13 protein-coding genes are annotated in these 16,393 nt (G+C 58.9%); 7 read left to right on the top strand and 6 right to left on the bottom strand.

From position 1 onward, the window contains the following. The first annotated feature begins 9 nt into the window (after positions 1-9). Positions 10-1,563 carry a TonB-dependent receptor gene (locus GOX66_RS13290; protein WP_170763219.1) on the top strand — a complete coding sequence of 518 codons (1,554 nt, stop codon included), beginning with the start codon at positions 10-12 and terminating at the stop codon, positions 1,561-1,563. Positions 1,564-1,699: 136 nt separating this feature from the next. Further along, entirely contained in the window at positions 1,700-3,319 is a 1,620-nt protein-coding gene (xrtD, locus tag GOX66_RS13285) for a VPLPA-CTERM-specific exosortase XrtD (protein ID WP_170763218.1), read from the top strand. A gap of 6 nt (positions 3,320-3,325) precedes the next feature. On the opposite strand, the gene GOX66_RS13280 is transcribed toward xrtD, so the two are convergent. Further along, a complete protein-coding gene (locus tag GOX66_RS13280; protein ID WP_237212589.1) occupies positions 3,326-4,582 on the bottom strand; it encodes a glycosyltransferase family 4 protein in 1,257 nt (418 codons plus the stop codon). Then, positions 4,569-5,831, bottom strand: a complete 1,263-nt coding sequence (locus tag GOX66_RS13275; RefSeq protein WP_170763217.1) for a nucleotide sugar dehydrogenase — start codon at positions 5,829-5,831, stop codon at positions 4,569-4,571. The genes GOX66_RS13280 and GOX66_RS13275 overlap by 14 nt, the downstream gene beginning before the upstream one ends. 364 nt (positions 5,832-6,195) lie before the next feature. Here GOX66_RS13275 and GOX66_RS13270 point away from each other — a divergent pair, with 364 nt between their 5' ends. Then, positions 6,196-7,713, top strand: coding sequence for an oligosaccharide flippase family protein (locus tag GOX66_RS13270; RefSeq protein ID WP_170763216.1), 1,518 nt, complete (start codon positions 6,196-6,198; stop codon positions 7,711-7,713). A gap of 6 nt (positions 7,714-7,719) precedes the next feature. Here GOX66_RS13270 and GOX66_RS13265 read toward each other — a convergent pair whose 3' ends face one another. Genes GOX66_RS13265 through GOX66_RS13255 form a run of 3 tightly spaced genes read right to left on the bottom strand, consistent with a single transcriptional unit; the run spans position 7,720 to position 10,982 of the window. Beyond that, positions 7,720-8,874, bottom strand: a complete 1,155-nt coding sequence (locus GOX66_RS13265) for a DegT/DnrJ/EryC1/StrS family aminotransferase (RefSeq protein WP_170763215.1) — start codon at positions 8,872-8,874, stop codon at positions 7,720-7,722. An 18-nt stretch (positions 8,875-8,892) separates the two neighbouring features. After that, the gene (locus GOX66_RS13260; protein ID WP_170763214.1) at positions 8,893-9,858 is read right to left on the bottom strand and encodes a sulfotransferase; all 966 of its coding nucleotides are present in this window, start codon (positions 9,856-9,858) and stop codon (positions 8,893-8,895) included. 11 nt (positions 9,859-9,869) lie between these two features. After that, complete coding sequence (locus GOX66_RS13255) at positions 9,870-10,982, bottom strand: lipid II:glycine glycyltransferase FemX (protein ID WP_170763213.1); 1,113 nt, start codon at positions 10,980-10,982, stop codon at positions 9,870-9,872. A 165-nt stretch (positions 10,983-11,147) separates the two neighbouring features. On the opposite strand from GOX66_RS13255, the gene GOX66_RS13250 reads away from it, so the two are divergent. Genes GOX66_RS13250 through GOX66_RS13235 form a run of 4 tightly spaced genes read left to right on the top strand, consistent with a single transcriptional unit; the run spans position 11,148 to position 15,008 of the window. Beyond that, complete coding sequence (locus tag GOX66_RS13250) at positions 11,148-12,101, top strand: glycosyltransferase family 2 protein (RefSeq protein ID WP_170763212.1); 954 nt, start codon at positions 11,148-11,150, stop codon at positions 12,099-12,101. Further along, entirely contained in the window at positions 12,101-13,315 is a 1,215-nt protein-coding gene (locus tag GOX66_RS13245) for a GNAT family N-acetyltransferase (protein WP_237212595.1), read from the top strand. The genes GOX66_RS13250 and GOX66_RS13245 overlap by 1 nt, the downstream gene beginning before the upstream one ends. Then, entirely contained in the window at positions 13,312-14,337 is a 1,026-nt protein-coding gene (locus GOX66_RS13240; RefSeq protein ID WP_170763210.1) for a lipid II:glycine glycyltransferase FemX, read from the top strand. Before GOX66_RS13245 ends, GOX66_RS13240 begins: the two co-directional genes overlap by 4 nt. Continuing rightward, entirely contained in the window at positions 14,334-15,008 is a 675-nt protein-coding gene (locus tag GOX66_RS13235; protein WP_170763209.1) for a polysaccharide deacetylase family protein, read from the top strand. Before GOX66_RS13240 ends, GOX66_RS13235 begins: the two co-directional genes overlap by 4 nt. A 9-nt stretch (positions 15,009-15,017) precedes the next feature. Here the strand turns inward: GOX66_RS13235 and GOX66_RS13230 are convergent, their stop codons facing one another. Then, positions 15,018-16,373: an O-antigen ligase family protein gene (locus GOX66_RS13230; RefSeq protein WP_170763208.1), complete on the bottom strand. Its 1,356-nt coding sequence runs from the start codon at positions 16,371-16,373 to the stop codon at positions 15,018-15,020. Between the last annotated feature and the right edge of the window lie 20 nt (positions 16,374-16,393).

Below are 16,393 nucleotides of genomic sequence, written 5' to 3'. Positions count from 1 at the left end.
CAAATACAGGTGGGAAAATCCGGAAACAGACTGGTCTCTGCGCTAGGGGGCGGGATCGCTTTTGTTATTTCATTTTCGCCGGCGACCGGGCAACAGACTTCGCTTTCGCCGGCGACCGGGCAACAGACCACGACGCAGCAAACGAATGCGCCTTCGGCACCGGTTCAGCAGACACCCAGCCTGCAACTCCTGTCGCAACAGGCTCAGCAGAACCCGGCCCGCAGGGTCGGCCGGGCGGGGCAACAAGCCGGTACCGGAACCGGTCTGAGAATCACGCTGGATTATTTGTCCTCCCTCAGGCATGACGACAACCTGCGCTTGACCGATCCGTCGTTCGGGTCGACCACCTGGTGGGAAAACACGCTGGCATTGGGGATTGTGAACCAGAAACCGGGGTCGACGCTGAGATTCAATCTGTCGGGGCTGTACCGGGTAGCCAATGAGCCAATCATCGGAACCGAATCTGAATTTGTGGATCCCCTGACACGGCTGAGCTATCAACAGACCGGCGCCAACAGCCTGTTCAGTTTGCTTGCGGAATACCGTGAACGGGATCTGTCTTTCAATCGTTCACTGACCGACGTCAATCTGGATGGCATCATCGACTCGGCCGATGTCACCGGCACCGTTGGTGATCAGATCAACACCCGGGGTAATCTGGACTGGGAAACAGGCCTGAACGATCCCCTGGGATTCCGGTTCAACTATAGGCATCGCGAACGCAGGTATTCGAACACGATCGACCCGAGTCTCTTCGACAACAGCGAAGACCTTTTCACAGCCACCACATTTTTTCGGATTTCCCCGGTTTTGCGGACGAACCTGCGCATCAATTATCGAGAATTCGAAGCGGACGATACCCCGCAAACGGACCGGAATACCACGACCGTTTCGACCGGTGTATCATACAACATTTCTCCCATCACCACCGTCAATGTTAATGTTGGCTACACTCAGGTCGACAACACGCAACGCGCATTCAATACAAACACCGTAACCGAAAATTTCGTGTGGAGCCTCGGGTGGAACAGAACACTGCCGGATGGAGACATAAATTTTCGGGCGAACCAGTCCTTTGGCGTCAACGGCACCAGAACCAACGCCACCGTCGGTCGAAGCTACCAGCGGGTCAACTCGACACTCGACTTCAATGCCGGATTTACCCGGGGGCCCTTTGGCGATATATCGACGATCGGCCAGATCGACTATAGCTACCAGTTCCCCAGTTCCCGGATCGGGGCAACAATTCAACGCCGGGACGATACCAACACTCAAAGTGTGGAAACCCGCCAGACACTGGCTTTCCTGACCTACGATTATTTAATCAACCCGATTTCCGCTCTGTCTTTCAGTGCCAATTTCATTGATCAGGAGAACGAAGGCTCTGGCCCATCCAATCCACGTCAGCGCGGCACGTTCAACGCGTCTTATTCCCGTGCGATTACAAAAGACTGGGCGCTGAATGTCGGCTACCAGTACGAGATGGATGACCAGAGCAGCCGTGAAGTGGATTCAAACTCATTCTTTCTGACACTTGGGCGGCGCTTCACGCTCAAGCCCTGACCTCTCTTTCGACACAATTTCCAATGCCGGGTAAATACTGAGTCAAAACACCCTTTGTGTCGCCCCCGGATCAAAACCCCGCGATCCGGAACCGGCGCAATTCAAGATCAAATTTTATTGTGCATGATAATCTGTGATGCATCGTCTTGATTCGAAAGACAGCCGCAGCCAGACGCTTGAAGCGGCCCGAACTGCCCTGCCAACAATCAACGCAGCGGGATTGTTCTGGTTTGTCCTTCTGCTGCTGGGGTCGGTCCCTGTCTTCTGGATCGGAATCGTTTCTCTGGGCGCGGCCTGGAGCACGCCGGAATACAGCCACGGGCCACTGATCCCCATCATTTCGCTGTATCTGTTCCTGCGCGAGCTGCGCAATTTCCCCCCACCCAACCCAGTTGTCCGCAACCGCTGGCCCGGTGTCGCGGTGATTGCCGTGGCCCTGATCATCGCCCTTCTGGGCAATCTGACCCGCATTCCGGATATTGTCACCTATGCCATGATCATATGGACCGGTGGCGTCATGCTGACCGTGTTTGGCTGGAAACGCGGGATACATCACCAGCTGCCTGTGATCCATCTCGTCTTCATGTTGCCGCTGCCTCAGTTCATCTACTGGAAGCTGACGATCTTTCTGCAGTGGGTGTCGTCCGAGCTTGGGGTCTGGTTTGTGCAACTGGCCGGTGTTTCGGTCTTTATTGAAGGCAACATCATCGATCTGGGGGTCTACAAGCTGCAGGTGGCCGAGGCTTGTGCAGGGCTGCGCTACCTGTTCCCAATCCTGAGCTTTTCCTATCTCTTTGCCCTGCTCTATCGCGGCCCGATCTGGCACAAGGCCGTTCTGATGCTGTCGGCCGCCCCTTTGACGGTGCTGATGAATTCTGTCCGTATCGGCGTGATCGGCGTTCTGGTCAATCACCACGGCATTGAACAGGCCGAAGGGTTCATGCATTTCTTCGAAGGCTGGATCATCTTCATCATCTGCGTGGCCATTCTGTTCCTCATGGCAATCGGGCTGCAACGCCTGACCCCCAATCCGAAACCCTTTGCCGAGACCATTGATCTGGACACCGAAGGCCTCGGCCCCATCGCGCTGCGCATCTTTGGCATCAAAGCGTCGGTGGCGCTCGCGGCGGCGGCCATTTTGACGCTGGCGGTATCATCGGCCTGGGCCCTGCGGCCCGCCTCGAACGTACAGCCCATCGAACGCGATCCGTTTGTCCTCTACCCGCGCCAGCTTGGGCCCTGGTCGGGTTCGACCACCAGCCTCGACCCCAAGGTCGAACGGACTCTGGGCGCCAGCGACTATCTGAATACCACCTATATCGACACCGGGTCCGGCGACTACGTGAACATGTTCGTGGCTTTCTACAACAAGCAAACCGAAGGCGACGGTATCCATTCGCCCGAGGTCTGCCTGCCGGTCGGCGGCTGGGAAATCTTCAGCCTTGAACCCTATGAGATCAATCCGGGCGACACCCCTTACGGCAGCTTCACCGTCAACCGCGCCGTGATCCAGAAAGAGCTGTCGAAACAACTGGTCTACTACTGGTTCGAACAGCGCGGCAAACGCATCGTCAATGACTTCCGCGCCAAGATGAGCGTGATGCAGGACGGCTTTATCATGGGCCGCACCGATGGTGCATTGGTTCGGTTTGTAACCCCGATCCTGCCCGGAGAAACCGAGGCGGATGCGGATGCAAGGTTACTGCGGTTCATGGAGCCAAGCCTTAACCGCCTGCCGCAATTCGTGCCGTTCTAAGCGCCCCTAGCCCTTCCAGATCCGCTTATATGCCGCGATCAAGGCAGGCACCTGATGCGGCCAGGCCATTTCGGCCTCGACCCTTGCGCGGCCGTAGCGGCCCATGGCGGCGCGGCGCTCTTCGTCCGCAAGCAGTTCAGTGATCTTGTCTGCCATATCCACCGAGTCATTGGCGCGCGCATAAAGCGACGCATCTTGCGCCGAATATCGGCCTTCGGTCACGTCGAACTGAACGATCGGTTTTTCAAACGCCATGTATTCGAGGATCTTGTTCATGGTGGACTTGTCATTCATCTCGTTCACCCGGTCCGGGTTCACGCAGACATCTGCGGTCGACAAGATCTCGAACAGATCATGATCCGGCGCGCGGCCGGTGAAAGTCACGTAATCCGACAGCCCCATTTCGACGGATTGAGCTTGCAGCTTGTCCAGGCTGGGGCCACCGCCCACAAGGCAGAACTGGATATCGTCACGCCCTTGAACCTGCACCAGATGCGCCACGGATTCGAGCAGCAGGTCGATCCCCTCCTGATCGCCCATCACGCCGACATAGCCCACCATGCACTTGCGCCCATTGCGCCAGCCGGGGTTCGGGGGCAGGTGCTGCAAGCGGCTCAGATCGGGCCCGGAACGGACGATAAACACATCCTCGGGCGCCATGCCGCCGCGTTCGATGGCGATCTTGCGATAGCTTTCATTGGTGGCAATCGACACCCGCGCCGAGGCGAAGGTCAGCCGTTCGAACGTCTTCATCAGCTTCCAGAAGAAACCGCGCTTGTCGAACTTGGCTTCGTAAAGCTCGGGGTTGATGTCGTGGTGATCAAACAAGTAGCGCACGCCAAGCAGCTTAAATGGCAGCGCCACCAGAAAGATCAGGTCGGGCGGGTTGCAGCCATGGATGACGTGAAAACCACGAGTGAACTTGATCTTCAGCGCCAGCCAGCTTTCCCAGAACAGCGCCGCGCCATATTCCAGCAGATACCCAAGCGCGCCGCTGGCATCCAAAGGCAGCGGATGGCGATAGACCTTGATGCCTTCGTCTTCCCAGACACGCTCTTCATGGCCCTTGCCGGTGGGGCAGATAACGGACACCAGCGCCCCGGCGGCGGCCAGTGTACGGGCCTCCATCCAGACGCGGCGATCGAAGGGCACGGGCAGGTTTTCGACCACGATCAGAACCTTCAGCCCCTTCAAAGGCTGGTTCCGGCGCAGTTCCTCGAACGAGATTGGCTGAACGGCGGGCGGCGGGCTAGTCATATTCATAGGTTCTTATCACCTCTGCATCGCCAAGGTTCAGATCGTTCACGATCCGGTTCGATCCGATCACCAGATCCCAGGGCCCGGCCTCGGCCGTGGCGCGATCCACCAGCAGGCTGCTCACATTGGGCAGATGGGTAAAGGCGTAGCCCAGATTCTGTCCGCGCAGGTCGGCTGGTTCAATCGCCGGGTCATAGACCGACAGTTGATAGCCCCCGTCCAGCAGCCGCCGGGCGATATCGACATTGGGGCTTTCTCGCAGATCGTCGGTTCCGGCCTTGAAGGCCAGCCCCGCCATCAGCACCCTGCCACCCTCGGGCAGGCGGGCCATGATGTCCTGCGCCTGATAGGTCTTGTGCGCGTCATTGGTGCGCAACAGGCTATCGATCAGATGGGTATGCGCCCCGACCTCACCTGCAATATGCTGCAAGGCGCGGACGTCCTTTGGCAGGCATGATCCCCCGAACGCGCCGCCCGGGCGCGTGTAGTAGGGCGAGATGTTGAGCTTGGTGTCCGAGACGAAAATCTCGTGCATGGTTTTTGCCGAAACGCCCATCCGATGACAGATCCGGCCAACCTCATTGGCAAAGGCCACTTTGGTCGCGTGCCAGGTGTTGTCGACGAATTTGGTGATCTCAGCCTCTTCGAAAGCGGTGTAGAACACCGGGGCATCCAGGTTTTCGTGCAGGGCGTCCATCACCGCCGAGCGGTTTCCGTCCGCAGTCCCCACCACGATCTTGGGTGGGTTGAAGTAATCATCCACCGCCGACACTTCGCGCAGGAATTCCGGGTTGTAGATGATCTCGACCGCCTGCCCTGTCCGGTCCCCCAGACAGCTGTGAAAGATCGGTTCGATCAGCTGGCGCACTGTGCCGGGCCGGAAGGTCGACCGATACGCCACGGTCAGTGGGCGTGCCCGGTCAGGTGACACGGTTTCGGCAATCTGGCGTGTCACCTCGGCCACGAAATCCATGTTATGCGACCCGTCGGTGGAACTGGGGGTGCCAACACAAACAATGGCCAGATCCACATCCGACAGGTCCGGGATCTCAACCACAGCGCGGATCAGGTTCTTTCCAAGCGCCTCGGTCAGCAGCTCGGCCACTTTCGGTTCTTTGATCGGGGGCTGGCCTGCATTGATTTCCGAGACCTTGTCGGCATTCACATCGACACCGATTACCTCGTGCCCTTCACGGGTCAGGCAGCACGCCGCCGTGAAGCCCACATAGCCAAGTCCGAAAATCGCAATCTTCATTCCGTCACACCGTTTTAAACTTAATACCTGCAGTCAAATCAGACAGCGACAACACTTAGTCAGCAGACTTGCACGAACCGAGGCCAATCTGAGACACTGAAGCGGAAATTTACCTTGCTATGTGATGCCACTTGCTGCCACGGAATGGAGATATTCACTGAAATATCACGCAACCTTCTAACGCTGAATAATAAAAACATGCGATCTCGTTATAAAGAAACCTTCTTTGATTTGATTATCAGCCAGCCGGTCAGCTTGCCAGATTTGAGATTCCACACTTCAAAGCGCTGCTTTGGAGATCGCACAAAAAGAAACATTGCCCCGGTAAGGCAATTGTTGTCTCAAATTCGGAAATATTAATCACGTGCAAAATTCCCCAGACCACAATCCGGCCCCCAGCATGCTCACCCGCCGATCTGCCCTTGCGGTGGGCGCGGCAACGCTGCTTGCATCCGGCGTGTTCCGACAGGGCCTGGGGCTTCTCACGATTGCGATTACCGCGCGCCTGCTGACGCCCGAAGATTTTGGCATTATCGCATATTTCCTGATCGCAACCGCATTGCTGGAAATGTTCCAGCGACAGATCGGGATGGTTCTGATCCGGCTTGATAATGTGACGCCCGAGCATCTGGATACGGTCTTCTCGTTTCAGATCATCTTCGGGATCATGGCCGCTATCCTGTTCTGGACCGCACAACCCGTTGTGGCGCTGCTGGGGATTCCGGCACTTACCGAATTATTGCCCGCGCTTTCCGCGATGTCGCTGGTTGTGGCGATCAAAAGCCCCCGCTTTCTGCTGTTCGAACGCGGTCTGCGTTTTGGCTATGTGGCCGGAGAGGAAACCTTCAGCCGTATCGTCTACGCAGTTCTTGCCATCTCCCTATCCTGGTACTGGCGGGATTACTGGGCCATCGTTGTGGCAACGTTCGCCGGGCAGGTCATGCGCGGAGTATGGACCTTCTCGATCGCGCCGATGCTGCCCAAACTGTCCTTGTCCCAATGGCGCGACAGCTTGTCGTTCTCGTCCTGGACCATCGGGGCTCAGTTTGCGCAGTTCATGTCTGCCAACGCCCCGCAATTGATCATCGGCGCCACGTTGGGTCTGGCAGATGCCGGTCTGTTCCGGATAGGTACACGGCTGGTCAATGTCGTCACCCACCAGCTTTTCACCCCGATCCTGCGGGTTGTCTATCCCGGGCTTGCCGACCTGTCCCGAAAAACCGATCAGGGCCGGGAGGGCTTTCGCAAGATCAATGCCGGTTTCCTGGCGATCCTGCTACCCTGCAGCGTTGGCTTCGCGCTTGTCTCTGTCGATGTGATCTGGATGTTTCTGGGATACACATGGGTTGCCGCAGCACCCGTGATCTGGGTGCTGGCCCCGCTCTATGCGCTGAATGCATTGCAGGCGAGTGTGCGTTCCGCTGTCTATGTCGAAGGGTCAACCTCTTTGCTTTTCTACAGAAACGCGATCCTTCTGGTGGTTGTCTGTGTCGTGATGTGGATCGGGGTTCAGTTTGGATTCAATGGTGCCCTGATCGCTGCCGGTCTGGCCAATCTGGCCGGTTTGATTGCGACATTGATCATCGCCAAGCGGTTTGGAAACGGCGGATTTTTCGAACCTCTGATCGTCGGGTGGCGCAGCTTTGTATCCTGCGCGGTGATGACGGTGGTGGTTATCGCCACCAACTACCTCCTGAGGGACATGCTTCAGATGTCGTACACCCCGGGCATTGTGCTCTTAAAGACCGGCGCCGGGGTGATTTCTTACACCGCAACCCATATCGCGCTTTGGGCGATTGCCGGACGGCCTGACGGGTTTGAAACCATGGTGTTTTCCCTGCTGGGCAAGCTGCGCAATCACCTCCGTGACAGGAAAGCCTGACCGCCGTCACAGAACCTGCCGCAATTGGGTGACGATATGCTCAAGATGCGCGGGCCCGAGAAACTGGTGCAGCGGCAGGGACAATACAGTGTTCTTGAGGGCAATCGCCTCATCCTGACCGGTCCAGTCCAGATTGCGGTTGAACCCGGCCCACCACGGCGTGGCACCGATGCCGCAGGCCTGTAGATCACGGGCGACCCGGTCCCGGTCGGCCACCAGAAGCGGCATGTTCAGCGGGCAGGTTCCGGGTTCAAGATCCGGTTTCAGAAACTCGACACCCGGCATCCCGTCCAGAAGCTCGCGGTAGCGGTGCCAGTTGGCCCGCCGGGTGGAAATGACATCGGATACTGAAAAGGAGCGGAGCGGGCGCAAGGCAAAGGCACTGATACGCCGGTTCTGCAGGGCCGGATCAAAATAGTAATGCCACGGGATATCTTCCATCTCACCGGTCGCTGCATCAACCGGCTCTGCCGCATCCGCCCCGTTGCGCAGAGCGCGCTTCAGGCTTTGAGCTCGGTCGGGTCCCAGCACATTGACCAATGCAGAGCGCGCCAGCGTCTTCGCAACAATCCTTCCCGGCGCCGGGCGCGACAACGGTGAGACCGTGTTCAGATCGGGGGCATTCACAATCAGTGCCCCGCCCTGCAGCACCGGCACGAATTTGTAGAAACAGAACACCGACACATCGCCGGTATAACCTTCCGCAGGGGCCACCCCACTCAGCAGACTCAGCGCGCAATCCTCGATCATTCGCAATCCGCGGCTATCGCAAAGGGCGCGGATTGCAGCCAGGTCTGGCTGGATGACCCCGAAGTAATGCGTGACATAGATCGCCCGTGTCTGATCGGTGATTAGCGCTTCGATCCGGGCCGGATCAATGCGCAGATCCTGCACCACCGGATAGAGACGCACCGACAGCCCGGCATGTATCAGCGGGTCGACTTCTGAACCGCAGTTATAGGCGGGCACCAGAACCTCGTCCCCGGGGCGAAGACCCAACAGATCGCAACCCGCGCGGATCGCAACCCGGGTATTGAAGCTCCAATGCACCCGGCGACCCTCGAACAGCCGCGTAAAGCCGCCTTCGGAATCCCGCTGAAACAGCCGGGCGAACCGCATCGACGGATCACCGCAATTCAAAGGGGCCGTGCTATGCGCCATTTGCTTCATCTTCCTCGATCACGACGCTGCTTCCGCTTCGATTTTATCCAGACTAGCCATAATCTGCGACCGGGTTTCATCCTCTGGCTGTCGGCGAGTGGTGATTTCGGGCAGGGCTTTCGGTGCCGATTTACGCAGAACATCAAGACCATTGCGCGCAAAGAAAGCTTCCATGTCGGACAGGGCGCGCTCGGGCTCGGCGCAGAGCGTTTCATAGCTGATTTTCATAACCCGGTCTGAATTTTCCAGCGTCCTGAACCCCACCTGAAGATCGCGGTGGCTCAGAATGACCTGCGCACAGGATTGCGTGATCGGATCGGCATCGGAATAGGCCTCCCAACCGGTCGGGCGCAGCGACCACCATCCGGATGCATCCATCGACGTCTTGTCCTGACGCGCCCGCACAAGCGAGTGCGCGTTATCCGCCCAATCCCGTTCTATGTAGATGAAAACCGCGTTGGGAAAGGTTTTCAGCAGCAAAGGGAAATCCGACTGCAGGATCATGTTCTTGACGATCATGGGCCTGCCCGCAATCCGGCTGATAGCCGCCAGTTTGCGGCGCATCCTGGCAGGTGTCAGCCCAGGCTTGTCGAGCAGATACGGCGCGGCATAAGGCATCCAATGCGCCCAGATCCGCCCGGCTTCGCTGGGCGCTGCTTTCCCCTCAAGCTCGCCATAGACACTGTCGAACGACCCCTGCCGATCCCGCATCGCCTTACGGCACAACCATGTTGCCGCAACCGGCACCCGAAACAGCCGTTTGGCCAGATTGGCGAAATATCCGCACTGAAAGCGAGTCACCATCAGCTCATAAAGCAGGGTCGAGCCCGACCGGGGCGGTCCGACAATGAAGCAGACCGGATGGTCATCGGACCGGGTCCGGTATTCCAGAATAAACTCCAGAGGCGACAACAGGCCCGAGACGAACAGGTTCAGATATTTGGCACGCCAACTGCTGTAAGAGACAAGCGGTTCCTGACCCATATCCTGCGCCCTCAACGCCTGCGCGCCGATAACAGCCGTTTTGGACTGAGCTGGCGCAATTGCGGGAACAGGCGTTTCAACTCGTTCTTGACCTGCCCTGGCAGAGCATTTGCCGAATGGCTGGCCGCATTCAGAACCAGCGTATGTTCCGCGATGCGCCGGACATGGGTCGGTTTGAACTCGCGCTTGTATTCATAGACGTTGAAATTCGGGTGGTTCTTGTCCTCAACCGGCAGGAACCCTTCGACGTCAAACCGGGTGCACCCTTCGCGTTTGGCCCAGAACATGCCCTCAAGCCACAAGGCGGGCGCAACCCGCAGGTTCCCCACGGCCCGCGCGGCCTCGGGGTCGGCGACATAGCGGCGGGCATGCGCTGTGGTGCCGCTGCGATACAAAAGCAGCCCGCCCAGAAAGACATCCTCATGATACGCATTAAAGATCACGCCAATTGAGGGATCGTTGAAGATATGGCGAAACCCGGCCTCGTATTCAGTGCGCGGAACCGGGGTCAGATTGTGCCGCGCGATCACCAGCGTGTTCAGGCGTTCAAAGAAGGTTTCTGCATCCTCGAACCGGGTGGCGGTGCGGATCTCGATATCGGATTTATCGACCAGCCGCACCTTGCGCCGGGCGCTGCGCGAGAAGGAGGCGCGCAGTTCGTCCTCGGTCATGGTCAGGTCGATCATACCTGTATCCCGATGCGGCTCGGGATCACTGATCCGGAAACCGGCCTGCACCAGCACGGCAGTCAGATCATCCGCCTCCTGTTCCAGCCAATAGGGCGTGATGCGCAGCGCATCGACCTTGGTCAGGCGGTCATGCGCGGCCAGTCCCCGCAGGAAATCGATCATGTCTGACGCACTGTCGCACACCGGTCCGCTGAGCGCCGAAGCCACCGCCATTCGGCCTGGCACCAGCCGGTTGGGCTGAAGCGTGAAAATCCCGACCGCGCACAGCTTGCCGTCCCGCCACCCGGTGACAAACATCACCTGATGACCGACCGCCCGTTCAACTTCGGCAAAACGCGGATCCTGACGCGGGTGCTGATGGTCTGCCTGAGCGAGAAAATCGCGCCACTCTGACATCTGCGCATCGGTCAGATTGTCCAGGCACTCAATATCCATACACCATCACTTTCTTTATGCGCTGGCAGGAAACCCGCCCGGTATGCAGTATTATATCAATACCCGAAATAATATTTGCAGCGACTATAGCTTCAAACCCAAAATCATGTTGCAGTTGCGTAATAGCCGTTCTTTTGTAACTCGTTTAGCAGGATTAACGCTGCCATGTATCCAAATCGCGATCCAGTGCGGTCCGACTGTGCCATTTCCATCGTCATCGTAAGCTGGAATACGCGGGATATATTGCGAGATTGTCTCGATTCAGTGGTCAATCAGACCACCCTGCCCCATGAAGTTATCGTGGTGGACAATGCCTCGACCGACGGGACGCAGGACATGGTCCGGCAGAGTTTTCCCGAGGTGACGCTGATCGCCAATACCGACAACCGGGGCTTTGCAGCCGCGAACAATCAGGGGCTGGAAATTGCCACCGGCGACAAGCTTTTGCTGCTCAACCCCGATACGATCATCCTGGATCATGCGATCGATGTGATGAGCGGCTGGCTCGACGCGCATCCGGATGTCGGATGCGTCGGGTGTCAGGTTTTCGAAGACACCGACACGATCCAGCTGACCTGCTTTGCCGATCCCGGACCGCTGAGCCTGGCGGTGATTGAGTTCGGGCTGAAGCGGCTGCTTCCCTGGCCCGAATACGGTGGCTGGGACCGGACAACGCAGCGCGATGTGGATGTGGTATCCGGTATGTTCATGATGGTGCCGCGCCCTGTGTTCGAAAAGGTCGGCCTGCTGGATGATGCGTTTTTCATCTATTCGGAAGAGGCCGACTGGTGTCGGCGCATCCGCAATGCCGGCTGGCGCTGTGTTTTTGCACCCGAGGCCAGGATTTTGCATCTTGAGGGCGGGTCGAAAAGCACCGCGCAGATCAAATCGCGCATGTATGTCCAAAAGCAGAAGAGCAAGACGATCTACGCCAGAAAACACTACGGCCGGGTCGGAGAGCTTGCGACTCGCGGCATCTTTGTCACCAGCGCGCTGCTGCGTGGGGCCGCCTTTGGCCTGCTGGGACTGGTGCGCGCAACCCCCGACCGCTCGGCCCGTTTGCGCCTGTCAGGGGCGGCAATCCGGTACCATCTGTTCGGCCAGGAACCGGCGACGTGATGGATGCGGTTTCCACCAGATCAGAGCCCACGCTCGAATGCCTTGAGGCTCCGGCTCAGACCCTGGCCGCAAGGGCAGACTGGGACGATCTGGTCGCGGCATCCGGCGCCGACATCTATTTCCTGAGCGACTGGCAGGCCTCCTGGTGGGATCACTATGGCAAGAGTTTTGCCGCCAGCCGCCACCCGATCTGTTTCATGTTGCGGGACGGGACCGAACTGGTCGGTGCCCTGCCCTTTTGCATCGAAACGATCTGGGCCGGACCGGTTCCCGTGCGTATCGCCCGGCTGGCCGGGGTCGATCCCAACTTCGCGGTCATGGCATTGCCCATTGCCGCCGGTCACGAAGCGACCGTCCTGCGGGCCGTATTCGATCACCTGACACAGCGGCTGAACTGTGCCGCCATCAGCTTTTCGCCAATGTCGGAGCGCGCGACGCAACTGGATAGCCTCCGCGCCGTCGATGGGCAGGGCGTGTCTCTGCTGCGCGACGACAGCCCGCGCGGGCACACTCTGATGACGCTGCCCGACAGCTTTGACGGGTTCATGAAGGCATTGTCAAAAAGCCGTCGGCGTGAGGTGCGGCGAGATATCAAGCGCCTGACCGAAACCGCGCCGCTGCGCAACACCAGTTCAACCCCGGATACGGTCGACCCGATGATGGACCGGTTCATCGCGCTGCACACAAAGCAATGGCAAGCCGCCGGAAAGGGCGGTCATTTTTCCGACTGGCGCGTTGCCGCTGCGTTCTACCGGGACTTGCTGCACCGGCTGGGTTCTAAGGGTCAGGCCATGATCGATGAGCAATGGCAGGGCGGTATACTCCTGTCGTGCCAGCTCCGCTATACGCTGGGCGACAAGGCTTACTGGTGGCTGAATGCCCGCGAAACAGACCCTGAATTCGCGAAAGTCGGACTGGGGCGCGTCGGACTGGTCGAGCGGGTGGAAGGGCTGATCGGGGATGGCATCACGCTGGTCGAGGCCGGGGCCGGAGAATACGAATACAAGCTCAGCTATGGCGGGGAACTGGTACCGATCCATAACATCGTACTGGCCCCGGATCTACCCTTGGCAAGGCTGCGGGCGAGGATTCTGCTTTGGTGGGCGGATGCGCTGCACCTGTTTTATTACCGTGCCTGGTTCCTGAAGTTCCGGCCCCGTCTGGGGCTCAGACCCGGCAGGCTCTGGACCAGTTGGATACGGACGCGGCTATGACCCAGCCTCTTACGCTGCAGACTGTCGCCGCCGAAGACTGGCCCCGGATCAGTGCCTATTTCCGCGACCTGACCTATGAACAGACCCTGACTTATGCGCAGGCGGCGGCGCAACGGATCGGTGCCAAGGCGCAATTCGTCACCCTGTCGGATCAGGCAGGTCAATCGGTCGCTGCGGCCTGTCTGCGCCTCAAACCCGTGCCGGGGCTGGGGCGCGGTATCGCCTGGATCGCCGCCGGTCCGCTGGTACAGCCCGACACCACGTCCGAGAAACTGGAGGCTGTCTTTGCCGCCCTGCGCGCCTACGCGCAGCAAAGCGGGCATATCCTGCGGATGCGGCTACCTGCTTCAGCGCTGCGCGACGTCCCGTCTGTGGACCAGATAGCGGCTGCGGCGGGTTTTGTATCCACCGACCGCTCCTCTCTGTACCGAACGGTGATCATCGATTGCGATCAGGATGAGGATACCCTGATGCGCGCCCTGCACGGCAAATGGCGCAACCCCCTGCGCAACGCCCTGAAATCGGGGATGGAGCTTGAAACCCTGCCGATTGCAGAGTGTGCAGACCGGTTTCACAGCCTCTATCAACAGGTACAGGCCGCCAAAGGTTTCAGCCCGGACATCCCGCCCGAGTTCTACTATCACCTCAACGGCCCGGATTTCAGCCACGCGGTTCTGTTCGCGCGGCAGGACGGGTCTGATGTGGGTGCCATGACAATCGGGCGGGCGGGCACCAACGGTGTCTATCTGTTCGGCGCCACGTCCGACGCCGGGCGGAGGCTCAATGCCGGGCACTACCTGATGTGGCAGGCCATCCTGCACTGCAAAGCCCATGGGCTGCGCTGGTTCGATCTGGGCGGAATTGACGCCATGACCAACCCCAGCGTGACCCGTTTCAAACTGCGCACGGGCGGTACCGAGGTCACCGCCGCAGGGCCTTATGAATTCCAGCCTCCGGGCCTGACCACGGCCCTTATCCGAACCGCCGAGACGGTGCATACGCGCATGAAGGCCCGCCGATGACACATGCGGTTGGCCTCAATTTCCATGGCATTGGCGAACCCCGTCGCACTCTGGAAACCGATGAGGCCCCCTATTGGGTCTCACCCCACCAATTCGAACAGGTTCTGGCACAGGTGGCCAAAGCACCTGAGGGGTTCCAGATCACGTTCGACGACGGCAACCTGTCAGATCACGACATCGCCCTGCCCGCTCTGGTGGACCATGGGCTGCAGGCCCGGTTTTTCGTGCTGACCGGACGGATCGGACAATCCGGATCGTTGGACAAGGCGCATCTGCGGGCGCTTTCGGAGGCAGGCATGACCATCGGTAGCCATGGCATCGATCACACCGCCTGGCCCACGCTGAGCGACGCTGACCTGAGACAAGAATTGCAGACCTCCCGCGCCCGGCTCGAGGATATCTGCGGGCATGCAGTCACCGAGGCGGGCATCCCCTTTGGCCGCTATGACGCGCGGGTGCTGCGCGCATTGCAGGCGGCCGGATACACAACCGCATGGTCCAGCGATGGCGGCAGTTTCCGGCACCAGAGCTTCCTCCGACCCCGCGCATCATTGCGCGGTGACATGAGCGATGACGAAACGCACGCGATCCTGTCGAACCGGATGCCGCCCCTGCGCCGCCTGCGCCGCGCCGTGCGGATGGTTCAGAAGCGCTGGACGATCACGGGATGACGCGCATGGCTATGACGTGGCTTCCGTAGAGGGCTTGGGGAATCTCGTATATCTGATCTTGCGCCTTACTGGCTTGGGTTCTGCGGTTTCAGACCCGCTCTCCTGCGTGCAGTCAGGGTCGGAAAACCACACCCCGGCCCCCAACAGGAACATGAATGCGCAATATGTCGCGTCCCATATGTGAACCGTAAAAGCCGAAACCATCATGCCGGTAAATGCAATTACATATCCCCGCCGCGCCCGGGCGTATTCACCGGTCAGGGGGGTGAACACGGCTTTCCAGCAGACCAGGACACCGGCAAGCGTCAGCATGAACCAGGCCGGAATACCGTAGCGCAATGCAGCAAGCAGCCAGAAATTATCGACACTCGCTTTCATCCAGCGGGGACGGGTCCAGTAACCCCGCCCGACACCGGTAAATGGGTTTCTGAGAACGTCGTCTATCGCTTCGTTGAAAATGTGAATTCTGTGCCAGGCGGACCCTTTGGAAAAAGACAACTCGGACGCGATGATATGAAATGCGTTTCGGTTCGAAGCCATCTCGAGCACGATGTAAAGAGCGCCAAAGAGGATGGTAAAAAGCTTCCAGCGATTCTTGATGAACTTGATACGCTTTATCAACTCATCCCAGCCAATAAGGCACGCCTGCAACACCACTCCCAGAAACGCCCCGGCAGACAGCGAACAGAAGACCCCGGCCCCTGCAATGAAAGACTTACTGGCCTGTTTGAACAGTGCCCCATCGGGGCTGAGGGTATACCACGACAGGGCGAAAACGGGGGCACAGAAGACCCCGAACAGGATCGGATGGGGCATCGACACCTGAGCGCGCTCCAGCCCGAGTCGGGGTGACTGGGTGACGTCGCTGTAAACCGAAAGAACGCTGCCGAAGAGCTCCAGCAGGATCGGAGTCCCGGTCAGGTTCTCATAGAACGCGATAGGCAACAGTGTGACTATGATCGCGAAGTACCACCACACAAAAGTCCGGAACGAGGCAAGGCTTCTGATCAGAACCCGCGCCGCAAGATAGGGGACGACCGTCTCGATCACCAGAATGCCCGCGAATTCGAATTGCGAGCCAATCCCGTGGTTGATGAACAGCGCCCCCGCCATCCACAGGCTTGCGAAAATCATCAGAATGTCCGGGACACGTATCCGCCCCGCCGAACCATTTAACCAACGGATCACAAAGGTGAACATAAAAACGAGCAGGTAGACACGATACATGCTCAGCCGGAGACTGCCCAGAAAGAAGTAAAAGGGCATAACAAGCGACACGAGGAACAGCGCGATCAGAAGCCGGTTGGGCGAAGCCTCTGCCACTGCCCCTCGCATCCGGGCTCCGGATTGTGCGGCAAGTGTCATTGCGTCAGACTTTCCTCTTT

The organism is Ruegeria lacuscaerulensis (genome assembly GCF_013031245.1).
Lineage (GTDB): Bacteria > Pseudomonadota > Alphaproteobacteria > Rhodobacterales > Rhodobacteraceae > Ruegeria > Ruegeria lacuscaerulensis_C.
This window is presented reverse-complemented; position numbering and strand designations above follow the sequence as displayed.

What these genes read in the sequence shown, in the direction of transcription:
- xrtD (WP_170763218.1), top strand. Translation starts at nt 1,700, where the DNA reads ATGCATCGTCTTGATTCGAAAGACAGCCGCAGCCAGACGCTTGAAGCG.
- GOX66_RS13280 (WP_237212589.1), bottom strand. Translation starts at nt 4,582, where the DNA reads ATGAATATGACTAGCCCGCCGCCCGCCGTTCAGCCAATCTCGTTCGAG.
- GOX66_RS13275 (WP_170763217.1), bottom strand. Translation starts at nt 5,831, where the DNA reads ATGAAGATTGCGATTTTCGGACTTGGCTATGTGGGCTTCACGGCGGCG.
- GOX66_RS13265 (WP_170763215.1), bottom strand. Translation starts at nt 8,874, where the DNA reads ATGGCGCATAGCACGGCCCCTTTGAATTGCGGTGATCCGTCGATGCGG.
- GOX66_RS13260 (WP_170763214.1), bottom strand. Translation starts at nt 9,858, where the DNA reads ATGGGTCAGGAACCGCTTGTCTCTTACAGCAGTTGGCGTGCCAAATAT.
- GOX66_RS13255 (WP_170763213.1), bottom strand. Translation starts at nt 10,982, where the DNA reads ATGGATATTGAGTGCCTGGACAATCTGACCGATGCGCAGATGTCAGAG.
- GOX66_RS13250 (WP_170763212.1), top strand. Translation starts at nt 11,148, where the DNA reads ATGTATCCAAATCGCGATCCAGTGCGGTCCGACTGTGCCATTTCCATC.
- GOX66_RS13245 (WP_237212595.1), top strand. Translation starts at nt 12,101, where the DNA reads ATGGATGCGGTTTCCACCAGATCAGAGCCCACGCTCGAATGCCTTGAG.
- GOX66_RS13240 (WP_170763210.1), top strand. Translation starts at nt 13,312, where the DNA reads ATGACCCAGCCTCTTACGCTGCAGACTGTCGCCGCCGAAGACTGGCCC.
- GOX66_RS13235 (WP_170763209.1), top strand. Translation starts at nt 14,334, where the DNA reads ATGACACATGCGGTTGGCCTCAATTTCCATGGCATTGGCGAACCCCGT.
- GOX66_RS13230 (WP_170763208.1), bottom strand. Translation starts at nt 16,373, where the DNA reads ATGACACTTGCCGCACAATCCGGAGCCCGGATGCGAGGGGCAGTGGCA.